We start from the raw sequence: 20,162 nt of genomic DNA, 5'->3' as shown, positions 1-20,162 counted from the left end.
CGGCGCTCGTTGCTTGTTTACAGCGAGAAGTCGTAGCGGGCGCCGAAGCGGACCGTGCGCGGCGCGCTGTAGCTCAGGATGCGCCCGTAGGTGCCGCTGACCGCGCCGCTGCCCAGCTGGTAGGTCTCGATGCGGTTCTGCGCCTTCTGCTGGTTGAAGACGTTGAAGATGTCCATCGAGAAGGCCAGCTTGTGGTCGGCCCAGGCCGGACGCCATTCGCTGCTCAGGTTCAGCGTGTACGTCCACGGCAGGTTGCCCTGGCTGCCGCGCGGCGCGACCTGGCCTTTGCAGTAGAAGTACGACGAGCCGTACTGGTACGGGTCGGTCGGCGGGATGCCCTGGCAGTTCTTCGGACGGCCCGAGGCGACCAGCAGGCTGCTGCCGACCAGCCATTCCGGCGTGATCTGGTAGAAGCCGTAGGCCTTCAGCTGGTGGCGGCGATCGTTCGGCAGGTTGCCGCTGGAGCCGATCATCAGTTCCGGGAAGTCCCAGGCCTGGGTCACCGACGGATCCTGCTGGCCGATGTCCGAGAGCAGCAGGCCTTCGGAGTTGCCGAAGTTGTGCGACCACACGTACTCGACCTTGCCGTACCACTTCTGGTCGAACTGGTGCTCCAGGTAGAGGTTCAGCGCGAGGTACTTGCGCTTCAGGTCCGGATAGCCGAGCTCTTCCTTCGACAGCGTGATGTTCTTGAGCGTGCCGGCGCCGTCGTGGTCGACGGTGAAGGTGGCGCCGCGGCCCGGGTTGAACAGCAGGCAGGGCGCGCCATTGGTCTCCCACTCGGTGAAGGCCGGGTTGGTGATCGGCGTACCGGCGGCGGCTTCATGCGCAAGGAACGGACGGGCATCGCAGAAGTCGTCGATGATGCTCTTGAGGTTGCGGTAGATCGCCTTGGCGCCGACGGTGTAGTTCGGCGCGATCTCCTTGTCGAAGCCCAGGATGTACTCGTCCTGGTAGTAGGCGCTGATGCCCTTCTTGGCCAGCGTCACCGGGTTCGGCGCCTGGCCGTTGGCGCCGTTGGCGAAGAACACCGAGCTGATCGGCGTCGGGTTGATCGGCGCATTGGTCACCGGGTCGACGCCGGTGTAGACGAAGTACTGGTTCTCGAAGCGCTGCGGACCGGCGCCGCGGATCGCCACGTTGGACGGCACCGCCAGGTGGTAGCGGCCGGCGTTGGCGTAGATCTTGAAGCTGGAATCGCCGTTGACGTCCCAGGTCAGGCCCAGGCGCGGGGCGAGCTGGTGGCGCTGCTTGAGGAACACCACGCCGTCGGTGTTGAAGTTCTTGAACTGCTCGTTGCGCAGGCCGAGGTAGGCCAGCCAGCGGTCGTTGATCTGCCAGTGGTCTTCGATGTACTGCGCTTCCTGCTCCACCTTCACCTTGCCCGCGGCGCTGAAGATGGTGCGCTGGGCGACTTCGGTCGCACCCGGCGGGATGTTCATGCCCGGCACGGTGGAGAAGTCGTCGGTGGCGTCGAAGTAGGTCCACAGCGCGCCGCCCTGCGTGGCGCGGCCGGAGAAGGACTCCAGCGTCTGGTTGTCCAGGCCGCCGCGCAGCGTGTGCGAGCCGAGGTGGTATTCGACGTCGAAGCGCCAGGCGTGGGTCTTGTCGTTCGCGCCCGGCACCAGCAGGTTGCCGCCCACCGGGGCGCAGCTGATGCGGCTGGGGCTGCTGCGGTTGTCGGTGATGTTCGGGCACACGCCGCCGGAGGCGCCGGCGACCTTGTCGACATGGTCGGCGGTGCTGCGGCCGTACAGCGCGTTGATGGTCAGGCTGTCGGTGATGTAGCCGGTGTACTTGCCGACATAGACCTGGCCGCCGGGCGTGGAGTTGGCGGTGCCGGTGTTCTTCTGGTGCTCGGTGCCCTTGAGCGTGCCCTGGACGCCGGTGTTGTAGTTGTAGTTGTAGATCACCGTGTCCTGGATGGCCGCGTCGCCGAGGCCGGTGAATTCCAGGATGTGGCTGTCGGTGATGTTCCAGTCCACCTTGGCCATCCAGCGCGTGACCTTGTTGCTGTCGTCGGTGGTCTTGGTGCTGTTGCCGTTGGTGCCGTTGTTGGTGCCGTACTGCACGCGGCCGGTGTTCTTGGTGAACTCGCCGGTGCCGTAGAAGAACAGCTTGTCCTTGATCAGCGGACCGCCGATGTAGGCGCCGACCTGGGTCTGGGTCAGCTTTTCGTTCGGACGGAACAGCACCTTGCCGTCGGTGACGCGGCCGCTGCCGACCGGGTAGTAGATGTAGCGCTGGGTGGCGGCGAGCTTGGCCGGGCTCCACAGCACTTCGGCGCCGGCCTTCCAGGTGTTGGTGCCGCGCTTGGTGATGATGTTCACCACGCCGCCGGTGGAGCGGCCGTACTCGGCGCCGTAGCCGCCGGTGAACACCTGCTCCTGGTCGATCGCGTCGAACGGCAGGCTGGTGAAGCCCAGGCCGGTGAGCGGGTTGGTGACCGGGAAACCGTTGATGTAGTACTGGTTCTCCGCGGCGGAGGCGCCACCCATCGAAATGGCGTTGCCGTAGCGGCTGTCGCCGCCGGTGGTGCCTGGCGCGAGCAGGGCCGCCGCGTTGACGTTGTTGAGGATCGGCAGCTTCTGCAGCTGCTCGGAGGTCAGCACGGTGCGCGAGTCGACCGAGGACACGTCGATCGCCGGCAGCGCATTGGCCACCACCTGGATGCCCTCGAGGTTCTTGGCGGCGGTCGCCGCGGAGGCCGCAGTAAAGGAAATCTCGGTACCGGTGCTCACCACCACCTGCACGTTGTCGCGCGTGTTGATGGTCTGGCCGTCCTTCTGCAGGCTCACCCGATAGCGGCCGACCGGCAGCGACGCGGCGCGGTAGCGGCCGCTGGAATCCAGGCCGATGTCGCGGGTCAGGCCGGTGTCGATGTTCTCGATATGGACGGTGGCGCCCGCATCGTCGGAGCGGCCGAAAATCGTGCCCGAAGCGTTGGACTGAGCCACCGCCACCCCGGCAAGGCTCATGCTCAACGCGACGGCGAGGGCGGTCTGGCGCCAAAACGGCGCACGACCAGCAGGCTGGTACTTGATCATTTACGTTCTCCCCATGATGGCCTTTGCGGCCGACAGGCGCTGGGCGCCGAATAGCCAATCGCGGGAAGACGTGCCGGCCTTTCGCAAAACCGGATCCGCAGCGGGCGAACTTCCCCAAGCCCCCGCCTGCGACACGCAAGTTCCAGCGATTCGCCGGCCGAACATAAGCGTGAGAAATAGCGCCAGTCAACAAATTATTTACGCTGTCGCGGCGCCGAAGACAGCATTTGAAACAATAACTTAGGCAGCAAAACGTAAGCTTTCGCGATGCTTGCCGATAACTTGCCCGAAGCTTGCTCACGGACCATCTGGACGCCCAAATAGCCGACGGTTGCACCCAAGGTAAGCACCTGGGAAACAATCGGATATCGCAAGAAATTACCCGGTTACAACCCGCCCTAGGCCATGTGTCGCGTTGCCAGCCCCCGGGGCTCCCCGTTAAAGTTGCGTTTGTTCGGGTGTCCTGCGGCCAATCGCCGAGGGATGAAACGGGAAGCCGGTGCGCCTTCGGGTAAGGCCGGCGCTGCCCCCGCAACGGTAAGCGAGCAGTTCCATCCGCGGTGACGCGCCACTGTGCCGGAGACGTCCACGTCGCAGGCATGGGAAGGCCACCGGGAATCGCGCTTCGATGCGCACTCGCAAGCCCGGAGACCGGCCCGAATATCTTTCCTGGTGGCTCGCGGAGGGCGAAGCCGGACCGCGTGCCGGTGTTCGTCCGCCTGCCGTCGTTTGCGTCTCCTCCTTCTGCGTGCCGCCAGCTCATCACCGATGGGCCGCGCACGAAGCGCGGCCGAGGAAACGCGCTCCATGAAGAAGACCCTGCTGGCCCTCGCCCTGCTGTCCTGTGTCGCCGCGGCGCATGCCGCCGACCAGAACGACGCCGGGCAGCTCCCCACCGTGGTGGTGACCGCCACCCGCACGGCCATGCCGGTCGAGCAGACGCTGGCGCCGGTGACGGTGCTGACCCGCGCCGACATCGAGCGCCTGCAGCCGCAGTCCGTGCAGGACCTGCTGGCCGGCCTGCCGGGCGTGGCCTTCGCCAATGCCGGCGGCCTGGGCCAGCAGACCTCGCTGTTCATGCGCGGCACCAATTCCTCGCACACGCTGGTGCTGGTCGACGGCGTGCGCATCGGCACCGTCGGCGCCGGCATCCCGGCGTTCGAGCAGCTGCCGGTGGAGCAGATCGAGCGGATCGAGATCGTGCGCGGCCCGCGCTCCAGCCTGTACGGCTCGGACGCGATCGGCGGCGTGATCCAGATCTTCACCCGCCATGGCCAGCCCGACGAGGCACTGACGCCGTCGGTGACCGTGGGCGTGGGCAGCCATCGGCTGGCCGACGGGCAGTTCGGCCTGTCCGGCGGCTCGCGCAACGCCTGGTTCAACGCCAGCGTGGGCGGCCAGTACACGCGCGGCATCAATGCCTGCCGTTCCGCCGCGGGCGGCTGCTTCACCAACGAGCCGGACGACGACGGCTACCGCACCTATAACGGCGCGCTGAGCGGCGGCTATCGCTGGGACAACGGCACCGAGCTCAGCGCCAGCGTGCTCAAGAGCAAGGGCGATATCGAATACGACGGCAGCTTCCAGAACTACACGCGCCGCTCGCAGCAGGTGGCCGGGGCGAACCTGCGCTTCGCCGTGCTCGACGCCTGGAAGATGAGCCTGAGCGCCGGCCAGAACATCGACCGCGCCGACAACTATCTCAATCGCGCCGACCTTGGCGCCGACATGCAGCCCGCCGGTCATCTGTACTCGCGCCGCAACCAGGCGAGCTGGCAGAACGACTTCACCCTCGCCCCCGGCCAGCTGCTCAGCGCCGGCGTGGACTATCAGCAGGAACACGCGGACAGCGACACCGCCTACCTGCGCACCAAGCGCGACAACACCGGCGTATTCGCGCTGTATCAGGGCCAGTTCGGCCCGCACGAGATCCAGCTGTCGGCGCGCCACGACCACAACCAGCAGTTCGGCAACCACGACACCGGCAGCGCGGCCTACGGCTACGGCTTCGAGAACGGCCTGAAGTTCACCGCCTCGTACGGCACCGCCTTCCACGCACCGACCTTCAACGACCTGTACTTCCCGCCGTTCTTCGGCTTCGCCACGGCCAATCCGGATCTGAAGCCGGAAAAGTCGCGCACCGCGGAGATCGGCCTGTCGGCGCGTCCGGGCGTGTGGAACTGGGCGGTCAATGCCTACCAGACCAAGGTCGACGACCTGATCGGCTACGACGCCTTCTTCGTGCCGATCAACGTCAGCAAGGCGCGCATCCGCGGCATCGAGGGCCAGCTTGGCGCCGACGTCGACGGCTGGCACCTGCGCGGCTACCTGACCTTCCAGCAGCCGGAGAACCGCGGCGAGGACGATCCCAACCGCGACAACCTGCTGGCCCGCCGCCCGAAGCGCATCGCGCGCATCGACCTGGACCGCGACCTGGGCGCGTTCAGCATTGGCGGCACGGTGAACAGCGAAGGCTATCGCTACGACGACGCGACCAACCTGCAGCGCCTGGGCGGCTACACCACGGTGGACCTGCGCGCGAGCTGGAACTTCCTGCCCGGCTGGAGCCTGCAGGGCCGCGTGGCCAACGTGTTCGACCATCGCTACGAAACCGTGCGCTACTACAACCAGCTGGGCCGCACCGCCTACCTGACGCTGCGCTACAGCCCGGCGCGCTGACGCCCGGCGCACCGCCATCCGGCGTAGGTTGGGGTGAGCCGCAGGCGAACCCCGACATTACGATGCGTTTGGATGTGGCCATGTTGGGGTTCGCCTGCGGCTCACCCCAACCTACGACCTATGCGGCATCCGGACTTCAGGCACATCCCAAGGATGGCCCCCCGGCATAAAGTCCCGCCTGCGGAGCGCCGCAGGAGGCGCCGCCCGGGGAATACGTGAACATCTTCGCTCCAATGATCCGCCGCCCGGTGGGCACTTCGCTGCTCGCGCTGGGCCTGGCGCTGGCCGGCATCTGGACCTACATCCTGATCGGCGTGGCCGCGCTGCCGGCGCTGGAGTTCCCCGGCATGTCGGTCTATGCGGAGGTGCCCGGCGCGAGCGCGCAGACCATGGCCTCGACCGTGGCCGCGCCGCTGGAGCGGCACCTGGGCCGCATCCCGGGCATCAAGGAAATGAGCTCGGAGAGCAACGACGGCTCCAGCTCGGTGATCCTCCTGTTCGAGCCGGGCAAATCCACCGACAAGCTGGCGCGCGACGTGCAGGCGGCGATCAATGCCGCCCAGGTGGACCTGCCGTCGAGCATGACCATCCCGCCGCGCTACTTCAAATTCAACAATTCCAGGATGCCGGTGCTGCTGCTGTCGATGACCTCGACCACGCAGAGCCCGGAGAAGCTGTACGACATGGCCGACACGCTGATCGCGCCGGTGCTGTCGCAGATACCCGGCGTGGCGCAGGTGCGCATCATGGGCGGGCGGCCCAAGGCGGTGCGGGTCGAGCTCAACAATGCGCAGCTGGCGGCGATGGGCCTGTCCGGCAACGACGTGCGCAATGCGCTGCGCGCGGCCAACGTCACCTCGCCGCAGGGCATCCTGAGCGACGGCAACACCCAGATGACGGTGACCGCCACCGACGCCCTGCACGATCCGGAGGAATTCGGCCAGCTGCTGATCTCGGTGAAGAACGGCACGCCGGTGCGCCTGTCGGACGTGGCCAAGGTCTACAGCGGGCAGCAGGACGAATACCAGGCGGCCTGGTTCAACGGCCAGCGCTCGGTGACCATCCGCGTGAGCAAGCGGCCGGAGGCCAATGCGGTGGCCACCGCCGACGCAGTGCGCGCCAAGCTGCCGCAAATGCGCTCGTGGCTGCCGGCCGACCTGCAGATCACCCCGATCTTCGATCTCACCCAGACCACCCGCTCGGCCCTGCACGAGGTCGAGATCGCCCTGCTGCTGAGCATCCTGTTGGTGGCGGTGGTCATGCTGATCTTCCTGCGCCGCGTGCGGCCGATGCTGATCGCCATGATCAGCGTGCCGCTGTCGCTGGCCGGCGCCTTCGTGGTGATGTGGTCGCTGGGCTATACGCTCAATACGCTGTCGCTGGTGGCGCTGGTGCTGTGCATCGGCTTCGTGGTCGACGACGCCATCGTGGTGATCGAGAACATCGTGCGCCACATGGAGCACGGCGAGCAGGCGCTGCCGGCCTCCTTGCTCGGCGTGCGCGAGATCGGCTTCACGGTGGTGTCGATCACGCTGTCGCTGGTGGCGGTGTTCGTGCCGCTGCTGTTCGGCAACAGCCAGTTCACCGTGATCATGCGCGAGTTCTCGGTGACCTTGACCGCCGCGGTGGTGATCTCGGCGCTGATCTCGCTCACCGTGACGCCCGCGCTGTGCGGCTGGATGCTCAAGCAGGACGGCGCGCGCCGCGAACCGGGCCGGATCGAGCGCGCGGTCGAGCGCTTCGACCGCGGCATGCAGCGCACCTACGAGCGCGCGCTGGACTGGGCCATGCACCACCGCCGCCTGATGCGCTGGCAGCCGTTGATCCTGCTGGCGCTCACCGTCGGCCTGGCGATGGCGGTGGTGAAGACCGCCGGCTTCAACTTCATGCCCAAGGAAGACATCGGCCTGATCCGCGCCATGGTCCGCGCCGACACCAATATCTCGCCCAGCCTGATGGCGCTGCGCGCGCAGAAGGCCGCCGAGATCATGCTGAAGGATCCGGCGGTGCTGGACGTGACCACCTTCCTCGGCGCCGACAATGCCGGCGGGGCGGTGGGCAACCAGGCGGTGATGTACGTGGACCTCAAGCCCAAAGGCAACGGCCCCGGCGAGCGCCCGGAACATATCGACAAGGTGGTCGAGCGCCTGCGCAAGCAATACGAGCCGCTGCCGGACGTGCAGGTCTCGCTCAGCTCGCTGAGCTTCTTCAATGGCGGCGGCGGTGGCGGCGGCGAGGGCTCCGAGAGTTTCCAGCTGGTCAGTACCAGCACCATCGACCTGCAGCCCTGGGTCTACAAGGTCACCCGGCTGATGAAGGACCGCCCGCCGTTCCGCGACGTCAGCAGCGACTACGACAATATCGACAAGCAGCAGATGCTGAAGGTGGACCGCCAGGCGGCCGGCCGGCTCAACATCAGCATGGGCATGATCGACACGGCGCTGTACAACGCCTTCGGCCAGAACCAGGTATCGATCATCTATTCGGACATCAACCAGTACTGGGTGGTGCTGACCTCCAGCGCAGAGCACTCGCTCACGCCCGGGACCCTGCTCAACACCTACGTGCGCACCGCCGGCGGCGGCATGGTGCCGCTATCGGCGGTGGCCAGGATCGAACCGAACGTCACGCCTTCGATCGTCAACCACTACAACCAGCTCGAAGCGGTGCAGATCTACTACAACCTGCCGCAGGACTTCCCGCGCGACAAAGGCATGCAGCTGATCGACCAGCTGGTCGCCGAGGCGCGCCTGCCGCCTGGCGTAAAGATCGGCTACACCGGCGAGAACCAGCAGCTGCAGGAGAGCCAGGACAACTCCATGCTGCTGCTGATCGGCTCGATCCTCGCCATGTATATCGTGCTGGGCATCCTGTACGAGAGCCTGGGCCAGCCGCTGACTATTCTTTCCACCCTGCCGGCGGCGGGCGCGGGCGCGTTCCTGGCGATGCTGGTGACGCATACGCCAATGTCGCTGATCGGCGTGATCGCGATCCTGATGCTGATCGGCATCGTGAAGAAGAACGCCATCCTGATGGTGGATTTCGCCCTGGTGCGCGAGCGCGAGCACGGCCTGCCGGCGCCGGAGGCGATCCGCGAGGCGGCCCTGGTGCGCTTCCGGCCGATCACCATGACGACGCTGGTGGCGATCGGCGCGGCCTTGCCGCTGGCGATCGGATTCGGCATCGGCGCGGAAACGCGGCAGCCGCTGGGCGTGGCGATCGTGGGCGGCTTGCTGGTGTCGCAGTTGCTGACCTTGCTGAGCACGCCGGCGATCTATCTGTGGAATCACGATCGCAAGGAGCGCAAGGCGGCGCGCAAGGCGCGGCGGGCGGCGAAGCGGGCGTTGAAGGCGGCAGGGCAGGCGGCCTGATCTTCCTCAGGAGCAAGCCCCGCTGGGTGAGACTGGAGCGGTGCACATCACCCTTGCGCTCCGGTCGTACCCTCACCCCAACCCCTCTCCCGGAGGGAGAGGGGCTCAACGTTGCGGCACGCATAAACGCTGCGGTACTCCTCAGCCTCCAAACTTGAATCCTTCTCCCTCCGGGAGAAGGTGGCGGCAGCCGGATGAGGGTGCGGCCGGAGCGGTACGCATCATTCTTGCACTCCGCCCGCAGCCTCATCCCTCTCCCACAGGGACTACCCCGGGTCGCCGGAGGAGAGGGGCTCTATCAACGCCCCTGCCTTTCGACACGGGCTGGACTTAAGGCACATCCGCCCGCAGCGAATGAGACGGTCATATAGCCGATATGATTGCCTACCCCTCCGGCGCCACGCGCGCCGGCATTTCCCGGCGCGCGCCGACACGCCACCCAGGCATCGCCCGGCGCACGCTACGCACCTCCGGTACGGAAGCCTCGTGAATATCTTTGCGCCGCTGATTCGACGCCCTGTCGGCACTTCCCTGCTCGGCCTCGGCCTGCTGCTGGCGGGCCTGTTCGCCTATCGCCTGCTCGGCGTGGCGGCGCTGCCCTCGCTGGAATTCCCCGGCGTATTCGTCGTCGCTTCCATGCCGGGAGCGAGCGCGCAGACCATGGCCAACACCGTGCTGGCGCCGCTGGAGCGGCACCTGGGGCGCATTCCCGGCGTCGAGGAGATGTACGGCAACGCCACCGAGGGCTCGGCGACGGTGCAGGTGCGCTTCAATTTCGGGCGCAGCGCGGACAAGGCGGCGCGCGATGTGCAGGCGGCGATCAATGCGGCCCAGGTGGATCTGCCGGCCGTCGGCTCCGGCGGCATGGCCTCGCCACCGCAGTACTTCAAGTTCGATACCTCGCAAATCCCCATCCTGCTGGTCTCGCTGACCTCCTCCAGCCTGCCGCCCGACAGGCTCTACGATCTCACCGATACCCTCCTGAAACCCGCGGTGGCGCAGGTTCCCGGCGTGGCCCAGGTACAGGTGTTCGGCGGCACGCCGCATTCGGTACGCGTGGAACTGGACACCAATGCGCTGGCTGCCAAGAAGCTAAGTGCCGACGACGTCAGCAATGCGCTGCGCGCGGCTAACGTGACCTCGCCGCAAGGACTGCTCACCGACGGCCGCACGCAGACCACGCTGATCGCCAACGATGCCCTGCATACGCCGGAAGAATTCGGCAGCCTGCTGATTTCGGTGAAGAACGGCACGCCGGTGCGCTTGTCCGATGTGGCCAAGGTCTACAGCGGCCAGCAGGATATCTACCAGGCCGCGTGGTTCAACGGGCAGAGCACCGTGGCGATGCAGATCAGCAAGCGTTCCGAAGCGAACGCGGTGGCCACCGTGGAGGAAATCCGCAAGCGCCTGCCGGAGTTCGGCCATTGGATGCCGGCGGACGTGCGGATCACTCCGATCTTCGACCTCACCCAGACCACCAAGTCCGCGCTGCACGAGGTGCAGGTGGCGCTGATGATAAGCATCGTGATGGTGGTGCTGGTGATGCTGGTGTTCCTGCGCCGGCTGCGCCCCACCCTGATCGCGACGCTGAGCGTACCGCTGTCGCTGGCCGGCTCGTTCGTGGTGATGTATTTCCTCGGCTATACGCTCAACACGCTGTCGCTGGTGGCGCTGGTGCTGTGCATCGGCTTCGTGGTGGACGATGCGATCGTGGTGATCGAGAACATCGTGCGCCATATGGAGCACGGCGAGCAGCCGCTGCAGGCCGCACTGATCGGCGTGCGCGAGATCGGCTTCACGGTGATTTCGATCACCCTGTCGCTGGTGGCGGTATTCGCGCCACTGCTGTTCGGCAACAACATGCTGGTCATGTTGCTGCGCGAGTTCTCGGTGACCCTGGCCACGGCGGTGATTATCTCGGCACTGGTGTCGCTCACCTTGACGCCAGCCTTGTGCGGCCACTTCCTCAAGCTGGACGAACCTGGCGCGCGCGAACCTGGCCGGATGGAGCGCGCACTTGAGCGCTTCGACCGCGGATTGCATCGCCGCTACGAGCGCGCGCTGGACTGGGCCATGCACCATCGTCGGGTGATGCGCTGGCAGCCGCTGATCCTGCTGCTGTTGACCGTGGGGCTGGCGATGGCGGTAGTGAAGACGGCCGGCGGCAACTTCATGCCGGAGGAAGACATCGGCATGATCCAGGGCGACATTCGCGCCGATGCGAATATCTCGCCCACTCTGATGGCAGCGCGGGCGCAGCGGGCGGCCGAGATCATGCGCAAGGATCCGGCGGTGCTCGACGTGCTGACCACGCTGGGCTCCAACGACGGCACCGGCGGCGTTGGCAACGCCGGCAGCATGTTCGTGGACCTCAAGCCGCGCGGCGACGGCCCCGACGATCGCCACGAAAGCGCCAAGCTGGTGATGCAGCGCCTGGCCAAGCAGTACGACGTGCTGCCGGACGTCAAGGTTTCTCTGAGCCTGGTGCAGTTCCTGGGCGGCGGCGGCAGCGGCGATAGCGGCGGCAAGTATGAATTCCAGTTGATCGGCACCAGCGGCGAAGACCTGCAGCCGTGGACGCTGAAGATGGTGCGCTACATGCGCACGCTGAAGGACATGCGCGACGTCACCAGCAATTTCGATCTCACCGGCAAGCAACAGCTGTTGAAGGTGGACCGCGACGCGGCCAGCCGGCTTCAGCTGGGCGTAGGCATCATCGATTCGGCGCTGTACAACTCGTTCGGCCAGAAGCAGGTGTCGGTGATCTATTCGGACATCAACCAGTACTGGGTCGTGCTGACCTCGACGGCGGCGGACTCGCTCAGCCCGGAGGCGCTGCTCAACATCCGCGTGCGCAATACGCAGGGTGTGATGATTCCACTTTCGGCGGTGGCGCATATCGAACCCAACGTCGCGCCGCTGCGCATCCGTCACCACAATCAGCTGGAGGCCTCCACCATCCGCTACAACCTCGCGGACAAGGTGCAGCAGGACCGCGGCATTGCCCTGGTCAAGCAAGCCGCGATCGCAGTGAACCTGCCGGCAGGCGTACATGTGGAGTTCTCCGGCGAGAACCAGCGCCTGCAGCAGGCCCAGTCCAACGGCATGATCCTGCTGCTGGCCTCGATCGTGGCCATGTATATCGTGCTGGGCATCCTGTACGAGAGCCTGGGCCATCCGCTGACCATCCTCTCCACGCTGCCGGCGGCCGGCATGGGTGCCTTCCTGGCCATGCTGGTGACGCAGACCCAGGTCACGCTGATGGCGATCATCGCGATCCTCATGCTGATCGGCATCGTGAAGAAGAATGCCATCCTGATGGTGGACTTTGCGCTGGTGGCGCAGCGCGAGCGCGGCCTGTCCCCGCCGGAGGCGATCCGTGAAGCGGCGCTGGTGCGCTTCCGCCCGATCACCATGACCACACTGGTCGCGATGGGTGCAGCGCTGCCGCTGGCGATCGGCTTCGGCGTCGGCTCGGAAATGCGCCAGCCGCTGGGCGTGGCGATCGTGGGCGGACTGTTGGTATCGCAGCTGCTGACGTTGCTCAGCACGCCGGCGATCTATCTATGGAACCACGACCGCAAAGAACGCAAGGCGGCGCGGCGCGCACGGCGCGAGGCGAAGCGGGCACTCAAGTCTGCCGAGCAGACCGGTTAGCGAGAGACGTAGGTTGGGGTGAGCGCAGCGAACCCCAACGTCGGCCACCTGCAGCGCCATGCATCGTTGGGGTTCGCTGTGCTCACCCCAACCTACGTCAATCCTTGGGGCTGGTGCAGGCGGCGTAGCGGCGGCCTTCGACACGCAGCAGCGGCTCTGCGCCTTCAGTGCCCAGCGTGGCGCTGTAATGCTCGGGCGAGTCGAAGACGACGCGGCCGTGGAGTGCGGGTGGCGCGTTGCATTGCAGGTTCCAGTCAAGCGAGGTGCGGCTGCGGTGTTCGTCGCTGCGCTGGCAGCTCGCATCCGGTGGCGGCAGTGCGAACGATGTCCACGGATCGGCGTCTTCATCCACGCAGTGCCAAGCCACCGTTTCGCGCGGCGCACCCTTGGCATTGGTATGCGTGACGATCTTCCACAAGCCAGGCATCGCCTGGAAATCGCCGGCGTCGGCGTGCGCGCGCGGCGCCAGCAGCGACGACAGCAGCAATACGGTAAGTGCGGCGCGAACGAAGCGCGCCAGCTGATAAGCCACTTGCATCGGTAAGCCCTGCCCGGTGATCCATGCTGGCCGGCGCCGCCTCCCTGCGGCGCCGGCACGGTGGCGCCATGGCCCCGTGGCCATGGCGCAGTGACCTCAGGACTCAGTCCTGTAGGTCGTCGTTGTCCGCGCCGTCGGCGTCATGCCGCGCATAGCGGCCGAAGTCGAACATATCCATCATGTTGCCCAGCGCGGGCGCATTGACCGGTACGTAGGGATCGCCCGGACGCGAGCGCGGGTTCGGCAGGTTGTCGCGGCCACGCGGCGAGATGGTCTCGTGCAAGCCCCAGTTGGCTTCGACGAATTTGTCGAAGGAGACATGGTCGTAATAGGTGTGCACCACGCGACCGCCGGTGGAATACCGCGAGATCACCAGCATCGGGATGCGCGTGCCGTCGCCGAAGAAGTCGATCGGCTGGATGTAGCCGGAGTCCCAATAGCCACCGCCTTCGTCGAAGGTCACCACGATCGCGGTGTCCTTCCACACCTCTGGGTTGGCCTTGGCCATCTCCACGATCTTCTTCACGTAGCCCTCGAACAGGCCCAGCTTGGACGAAGCCGGATGGCCGTCGAGAATGCCGTCGGGCTTGGCGATCGCCACCGCGGGCAGGGTGTTGTTCTGGATATCGCGGTACAGATCGTTGATGTCCTGGTTGTTCGCGCGCAGCTTGGGATCGGTCATCACCTGCGTGGAGTACAGGAACGGATCGCAGATATTGCAGAAGGTGCCGCCCTCGCCGTTCTCCTTACCGTCGCCCCAGCCTTCGCCGTAGTACTTCCAGCTCACGTGGTGGCGGGACAGCAGCAGGGCCAGGTTCTCCTGCCGCGTCGGCGGGATGGTGAACTGGTCGGCGCCCAGCGGCGCGGGTGTGCCGTCGCCCAGGTAGCCCGGGTTGTAGTTGTTGACCAGGTAGTACGCGTCGCGCTTGCAGTCGCCGCCGCGGAAGCTGCGGTACGGCAGGCTGCGCAGGTAGTCCTTCACCGAGGCCACGCCCGGCTGGCTCTCGTCCGCGCAGTTGACGTAGGAACCGCCGCCGTAGCCGTCCTGGGTGTACCAGTTGTCGGTGCCCGGCATCGGATCGGGATTCTCGATCTGGTTGCCCGGCGGCGTGGCCGGGCGGCCCTGCGCGTCGGCGTAATAGATGAGGCTGCCGTAGCCGAGCATGATGTGGTTGGCGCCGGTGCCGCCCATCACGGACTGGTGGAAGTTGTCGCTGAGCGCGTACTCGCGCGCCAGCTGGTTGAAGTACGGCGCGTCGCCCTTGGCCATGTTGAGGAACTGCATGGCGGTGGAACCTTCGCCGGTGGTCTGTTCGTCGAAGCTGGCCGGACGCGGCGCGCCGTTGCTGCCGGCGCCGAAGCTGGTTTCCACCCACGGGAACAGGTCGTTGCGGCAACCGCTGGGGTTGGCGCGCGTGGCCGCGTCGATCGAGCAGTCCAGCTGCTGCCACATCTGGAAGAAGCGATGCACGGGACTGTTGGCGTAGTCGTCGTAGCTGAGCGAAGCGCTCATGTCGACCGGCGCGTTGGCCAGCTGGGTGGGGAAGCGCGTGTCGATCACATGCCCCGGCAGGCCGGTGCCGCCGCTGGCGAGCTGGCCGTATTCGCCGGCGGGCAGGCCGGGCTCGACTGCTTCGGCCTGGGCGGCGGAAGCGAAGTAGGGCTGGGTCGGCGCACCGCCGGTGTTCATCGCCGGCAGCAGCGCATACGGCGTGGTGCGTGTCGGCGCGGCCGCGAACTTGCCGGTGTCGGTGGCTTGCCACTGCTTGGCCAGCGCGACGTTCGGGCCGGGCGTGCCGTCGGCGTTGACGATGCCTTCGGACAGCAGGTTGCGCACGCTCTGGCCCTTGGGCGGCGTGTAGGTGGCATAGACATGGTCGAAGGTGCGGTTTTCGCCGATCAGCAGGATCACGTGCTTGATCGGGGTGCGCGTGCGATCGCTGCGGTCACCCGGCTCGCCGGGACGATGCAGCGTGACGATGCCGCCCGGCAGGCCTGGACGCTGGCTGGTACCGGCACCGGGGATACCGTGGCGGAATGCGGCATCCTGTTCGGATGAAGTGGTTTGCGCACCCGCGGCGCCGGCCAGGACAGTGGCGAGCGCAGCAGTGAGGAACGGCAGATAGCGCTGACGGCCGTGAAGCTTGGGCATGACTTTGGACTCCTGCAACGCAAAGGCTGCAACGTGGTCCCCCTGATGCGGCCGCGCAGCGTGGACGACGCGGCCGGCGCGGAGCATGGTCTTCGCGGATGACGTTGCGTTGGCAGCGAAGCGACAGCGAAGACCGCGCAGATGACAGCGCGGCGACAGGCGCAAAGCCTTGCGAATACGCAAAAAAACGCGGTTTTTCAGCCCTTCGGCAACAGCTTGAAAGGACGCATCATTTCGTTGTCTTCGTGCTCGAGCAGATGGCAATGCCACACGTATTTGCCGGGCTCGCCTTCGAAACGCACGATGATGCGAGTGACCATGTCGGGGTCGGCGCGCACGGTGTCCTTCCAGCCGGCCTCATGCGGCGGTGGCGGCTGGCCGGGGCCGGTGTACTTCAGTTCCTTGCGCTCGTTCCAGGCGAACAGGTCATAAGGACGACGTTCGAGGATCTGGAAACGCACCAGGTGCAGATGGATCGGATGCGCGTCGCCGGTGAGGTTGACCAGGCTCCAGATCTCCACGCTGTCCTGCAGCGGATCCTCGGTGATCGGGTCGGACCAGTGATGCCCGCCGAGCGTCATCATCATCGCGTTGCCGTTGGCGTCGTCCATCTCGCCGACGGTAAGGATGCGTTCGCGCGTGGCGCTGGCCGGGTCGATGCGCGGCACGGCGCGCAGCGCGGTTGGCATGGCGACCGATACCGCGTTCTTGTCGCCGCGATTGCGCACGCGGAACTGCAGCAGCGGTTCGGACGGCTGGCGCAGCTCCACCGTCTGGCCATCCAGCCCGGAGAAGTCGACCACCACATCGGCGCGCTCGGCCGGATACAACTCCACCCGCATGCGCTCCAGCGGCGCCGGCAGCAGGCCCTGGTCGGAGCCGATCTGCACGAAGGGGTGGCGACTCGACAGGCTCAGCTCGTAATGGCGTGCATTCGCCGCGTTGATCAGGCGCAGGCGATAGCGGCGCGGTTCCACTTCGATGAACGGATAGAGCTTGCCGTTGCACAGCGTGGCGTTGCCGTAGGCCTCCGATACCCACGGCGCGGCGGGATCGTCGGAGACCGGATAGTAGAGTTGGCCGTCGCGCGCGATCAGGCGGTCGCACAGGATCAGCGGCAGTTCGTGCTCGCCGTCGGGCAGCGCCAGCGCCTGTTCTTCCGGATCGCGCAGCAGGTAGGCGCCGTAGAGACCGGCATAGATGTTGAGCCGGGTGATGCCCATCGCATGATCGTGATACCAGAGCGTCGCGGCGTCTTGTGCGTTGGGATAGTGGTAGAGCAGCGAATGGCCGGGCGCGAAGGCGTCTTCCGGCCAGCCATCGTCATTCGGGCCGACACGCGCGCCGTGCACATGGGCAACGGTGCGCACGTCGGGACGGTCTTTTTCCGCGCCGTGGATGCCATGGTCGATCGGCAGCAGGTGATGGGTCGGCAGCGCGTTCGCCCATTCGATCAGGAACGGTTCGCCGCGTTTCGCTTCCAGCGTCGGGCCCGGGCTGCTGCCCTGGTAGCCCCACAGCGTGGTGGGCGGCAGGTCGCGATGCAGGCGTGCCTGGAACGCACGCATTTCCATGCGGTAGAGCGGCAGGCGGCGGCCGGGGTGCGCCGGATGCTCGCGCTGCCCGATGGGACGCGCGACCGGCGGCAGCGGCAGCGTGTCGACGAAGCGCGGCAAGGTCGCCGGATTGACCAGCGGCTGGTTCGGTTCGGCCAGCTGCGGCGCCATGCGGGGGCCATCGGCCATCGGCATGGCCGGCGCCGCGCGCAGCAGTTCGGGGAACAGGGGCGCGGCGAGCAGTCCGCCGGCGCCGAGCAGGAAGCGGCGGCGCGAGAAACTCATGCGTGCCGCCGGCCGCGAAGGATGGGGCTGGTCATGCGCCCACGGTAGGCACGCGGCATGACAGCCGCGTGGCAGCGCTTAGTCGGCGGCCTCGGCCGCCACCGCGTCGGGCGCGGGCGCGGGCGCCGGCGGCGCCAGCATGTGCGCGCTCTGCCAGCCGCCCCAGCGGTAATAGGCCATTGCCATCAGCATCGAGGCCAGCGAACCCAGCGGGAAGCTCCACCAGATCGCGTCCGCACCGATGTGCGGCATCAGCGCGAAGGCGAACGGCGGACGGATCAGCCACATCGAGATGGTCAGCACGATCAGCGGCGGCCACACCGCGCCGGTGGAGCGCACCACGCCGAACAGCACGAAGGTGACGCCGAAGAACATGAAGGACCACACCGCGATCATGTTCAGGTGCTGCGCCAGCGCGAGCGCATCGCCGTCGGACGGCAGGAACAGGTGCAGCGCGCCGCGGTTGAACACATAGATCAGCGCGATCAGCGAGCCGCTCAACAGAAAATTGTAGGCCACGCCGGCGCGGGTGATGCGGTGCACGCGGTCCCACAGGCGAGCGCCCACGTTCTGCGCCGCCATCGAGGACACCGCCGCGCCGATCGCCATCGCCGGCATCTGCACATAGGTCCACAACTGCGTCACGGCGCCGTAGGCTGCGGTGGTGTGCGAGCCGTAGCCGTTGACCAGGCGCATCATCAGCATCGCCGAGGACGAGATCACGATCATCTGCAGGCCCATCGGCAGGCCCTTGAACACCAGCGCGCGCAGGATTGCCGGATCCGGCTTCAGATAGCCCAGCTCATGGCCGGTCAGGCGCAGGAAGTGCTTGCGGCGGTACAGCGTGGTGAGCAGCGCGGCCAGGGCCACGCTCTGCGAGATCAGCGTGGCGAAGCCGGAACCGGCCGTGCCCATCGCCGGCACCGGCCCCCAGCCGAACATGAAAAGCGGGTTGAGCGCGATGTCCAGCAGCACCGACATCGCCATGAACATGAAGGGCGTGCGCGCATCGCCGGCGCCGCGCAGCGTCATCATCAGGAAGTTATAGAAGTACATCGACGGCATGGCCACGAAGACCATGCGCAGGTAGGGCACGGCGTACGGCATCGCGTCGGCCGGCGTACCCAGCTGCTGCAGCATCCATGCGGTGTTGAAGTAACCCAGCACGGCGACCAGGGTCGACAGCGCCACGAAGAAACTCACCCCGGTGCCGACCACGCGCTTGGCCTCCACCATGTTGCGCGCGCCCAGGCTCTGTCCGACCAGGATGGTGCTGGCCATGCTCACGCCGAACACGGCGGTGAGCAGCAGGAACACGATCAGGCTGGCATTGCTTACCGCGCTCAGCGCGGACTCGCCCAGGAAATGCCCGATCCACATCGCATTGACGGACGCGTTGAGCGACTGCAGCACCGTGCTGCCCATGATGGGCAGCGCGAACAGCAGCAGGGTGCGGGCGATCGGCCCCTCGGTGAGCGAGGGGCGGCGGGAAGCAGACGGCGACATGGTGAGCTGGTTTTGTTCCGGAGGCGCGGGCGGTAGCTGGGTCTCAGGCGATGGCGTCCGCGTCGTTCCAGGCCGCCGCCGCGAGGCGACGCGCATGATCGCGCACGTCGGCCGGCCACGTCTCGACCAGCTGGTCGAAGCGGTCGCGCTCGCCACGCCAGTAGGCGCGCGAGGCTTCCTCGTAGTGCGGCAGGTCGCCGGCCATGGCCTGCATGAAGCGGTCCAGCGCCTCGCCGGCGCGGCGCGCGCGGTCCTGCTCGCTGCGGCGGGCATCCTCGACCAGCCGGCGCAGCGTGGCGGACGCGCCGCCGGGCTGCTCGGCCAGCCATTCCCAATGGCGCGGCAACAGGGTGATCTCGCGCGCCACCACGCCCAGGCGCGGGCGGCCCGGGCCGCGCGGCGCGGTCTCGGTGGCGGCCTGGGCGAGACCGAGGCGGGACAGCACGTCGTCCTGGCTGCCGCGGAAATCGATTTCCACGGGCAGGCTGGTCTGGTCGTCGAACACGAGCACCGGTCCCTTGGCGCCGGCGTCGATCGCACGCTTGGTGGCGGAGGCCACCTCACGCAGCGAACCCGAGGCGATCAGGCGGTGGCCATCGAAGGCGGTGCAGCTCTGGCTCTGACTGGGGTGCATGGCTATGTGATCCGGGGGAGGGAGTGTGTGGGTGGAGCTGTTTTACCCGGACGATTATTCGTCACTATAACATCCGGGCTAAATCAATTGGTGCGTTTGGGGGAACGCTGAGTCGAACGAAGGTGGGATTTACGAGTTCACCGGGGATCGACGACACTTATTGAACCATATAGTTCATAAAAGAACTGTCCCCCAAAAGGCATCCCCATGCGTTTGAATAAGGTTTTTCTTAGCGCGCTTGCGCTGGCCATGGCCGGCGCGGCTTCTGCCGCTTCTGCCGCGACCCACCTGGAAGTCCAGGGCGGGCGCAGCTACATGGATTCGCACGGCACCAACGCCGCCTTCGTCGAGGCGACCTTCGACGCCCATCCCATTGGCAGCACCCGCTTTACCTGGGCGCCCGACGTTTCCGTCGGCTGGATCGGCGGCCGCGACCTGGCCCGCTACCGGGGCAATCGCTACGAGACCGGCGACGACGTCTGGCTGGTCGCCGGCGGCGCGCGCCTGCGCTATGGCAGCGAAGGCGACTGGTACCACGGCTTCTTCTACAGCCTGCAGGGCGCGGTGCAGACCGGCCGCACCATGGCGCTGAGCAGCGTGGGCGAATTCGTCAATACGGTGGGTTGGCAAGGCAAATACCTCAGCTTCCAGATCCGGCATATCTCCAACGGCGGCACGCACGGACCCAACCGTGGCGAGACCATGGCGCTGGTAGGCGTGGGCTTCGATCTGTAAGA

10 protein-coding genes and 1 riboswitch are annotated in these 20,162 nt (G+C 66.7%); of the genes, 4 read left to right on the top strand and 6 right to left on the bottom strand.

What is annotated here, in order from left to right; genetic code table 11:
- Nucleotides 1-17: 17 nt before the first annotated feature.
- A complete protein-coding gene (locus BM172_RS18045) occupies nt 18-2,978 on the bottom strand; it encodes a TonB-dependent receptor (protein WP_231504171.1) in 2,961 nt (986 codons plus the stop codon).
- Between the two features lie 508 nt (nt 2,979-3,486).
- A riboswitch (cobalamin riboswitch) is annotated at nt 3,487-3,721 on the top strand.
- A 133-nt stretch (nt 3,722-3,854) separates the two neighbouring features.
- On the opposite strand from BM172_RS18045, the gene btuB reads away from it, so the two are divergent.
- The 3 genes from btuB to BM172_RS18030 all read left to right on the top strand — a co-directional run bounded on the left by btuB (nt 3,855) and on the right by BM172_RS18030 (nt 12,754).
- Nucleotides 3,855-5,726, top strand: a complete 1,872-nt coding sequence (btuB, locus tag BM172_RS18040) for a TonB-dependent vitamin B12 receptor (protein ID WP_026634763.1) — start codon at nt 3,855-3,857, stop codon at nt 5,724-5,726.
- A 215-nt stretch (nt 5,727-5,941) separates the two neighbouring features.
- Nucleotides 5,942-9,097 (top strand): efflux RND transporter permease subunit, encoded by a 3,156-nt coding sequence (locus tag BM172_RS18035; protein WP_026634762.1) that lies wholly within the window; start codon nt 5,942-5,944, stop codon nt 9,095-9,097.
- A gap of 486 nt (nt 9,098-9,583) precedes the next feature.
- Entirely contained in the window at nt 9,584-12,754 is a 3,171-nt protein-coding gene (locus BM172_RS18030; protein ID WP_026634761.1) for an efflux RND transporter permease subunit, read from the top strand.
- Nucleotides 12,755-12,851: 97 nt separating this feature from the next.
- On the opposite strand, the gene BM172_RS18025 is transcribed toward BM172_RS18030, so the two are convergent.
- From BM172_RS18025 to BM172_RS18005, 5 genes are all read right to left on the bottom strand, one after another.
- The gene (locus BM172_RS18025) at nt 12,852-13,292 is read right to left on the bottom strand and encodes a DUF3617 domain-containing protein (protein WP_026634760.1); all 441 of its coding nucleotides are present in this window, start codon (nt 13,290-13,292) and stop codon (nt 12,852-12,854) included.
- 103 nt (nt 13,293-13,395) lie between these two features.
- Complete coding sequence (locus BM172_RS18020) at nt 13,396-15,444, bottom strand: alkaline phosphatase family protein (protein WP_051548515.1); 2,049 nt, start codon at nt 15,442-15,444, stop codon at nt 13,396-13,398.
- Between the two features lie 197 nt (nt 15,445-15,641).
- Nucleotides 15,642-17,285 carry a multicopper oxidase family protein gene (locus BM172_RS18015; protein WP_026634759.1) on the bottom strand — a complete coding sequence of 548 codons (1,644 nt, stop codon included), beginning with the start codon at nt 17,283-17,285 and terminating at the stop codon, nt 15,642-15,644.
- 78 nt (nt 17,286-17,363) lie between these two features.
- Nucleotides 17,364-18,791, bottom strand: a complete 1,428-nt coding sequence (locus tag BM172_RS18010; RefSeq protein ID WP_035323074.1) for an MATE family efflux transporter — start codon at nt 18,789-18,791, stop codon at nt 17,364-17,366.
- A 43-nt stretch (nt 18,792-18,834) separates the two neighbouring features.
- Nucleotides 18,835-19,425 (bottom strand): DUF2239 family protein, encoded by a 591-nt coding sequence (locus tag BM172_RS18005; protein WP_026634758.1) that lies wholly within the window; start codon nt 19,423-19,425, stop codon nt 18,835-18,837.
- 207 nt (nt 19,426-19,632) lie between these two features.
- On the opposite strand from BM172_RS18005, the gene BM172_RS18000 reads away from it, so the two are divergent.
- Complete coding sequence (locus BM172_RS18000; protein ID WP_026634757.1) at nt 19,633-20,160, top strand: hypothetical protein; 528 nt, start codon at nt 19,633-19,635, stop codon at nt 20,158-20,160.
- Nucleotides 20,161-20,162: the final 2 nt, after the last annotated feature.

This window comes from Dyella marensis (assembly GCF_900112865.1).
Classification (GTDB): domain Bacteria; phylum Pseudomonadota; class Gammaproteobacteria; order Xanthomonadales; family Rhodanobacteraceae; genus Dyella_D; species Dyella_D marensis_A.
The sequence above is the reverse complement of the archived record's forward strand: the minus strand, read 5'-3'. Positions and strand labels throughout refer to the sequence as shown.

Coding starts and splice junctions, on each gene's coding strand:
- BM172_RS18015 (WP_026634759.1), bottom strand. CDS start 17,285: ATGAGTTTCTCGCGCCGCCGCTTCCTGCTCGGCGCCGGCGGACTGCTC.
- BM172_RS18020 (WP_051548515.1), bottom strand. CDS start 15,444: ATGCCCAAGCTTCACGGCCGTCAGCGCTATCTGCCGTTCCTCACTGCT.
- BM172_RS18045 (WP_231504171.1), bottom strand. CDS start 2,978: ATGAGCCTTGCCGGGGTGGCGGTGGCTCAGTCCAACGCTTCGGGCACG.
- BM172_RS18000 (WP_026634757.1), top strand. CDS start 19,633: ATGCGTTTGAATAAGGTTTTTCTTAGCGCGCTTGCGCTGGCCATGGCC.
- BM172_RS18005 (WP_026634758.1), bottom strand. CDS start 19,425: ATGCACCCCAGTCAGAGCCAGAGCTGCACCGCCTTCGATGGCCACCGC.
- BM172_RS18025 (WP_026634760.1), bottom strand. CDS start 13,292: ATGCAAGTGGCTTATCAGCTGGCGCGCTTCGTTCGCGCCGCACTTACC.
- BM172_RS18010 (WP_035323074.1), bottom strand. CDS start 18,791: ATGTCGCCGTCTGCTTCCCGCCGCCCCTCGCTCACCGAGGGGCCGATC.
- btuB (WP_026634763.1), top strand. CDS start 3,855: ATGAAGAAGACCCTGCTGGCCCTCGCCCTGCTGTCCTGTGTCGCCGCG.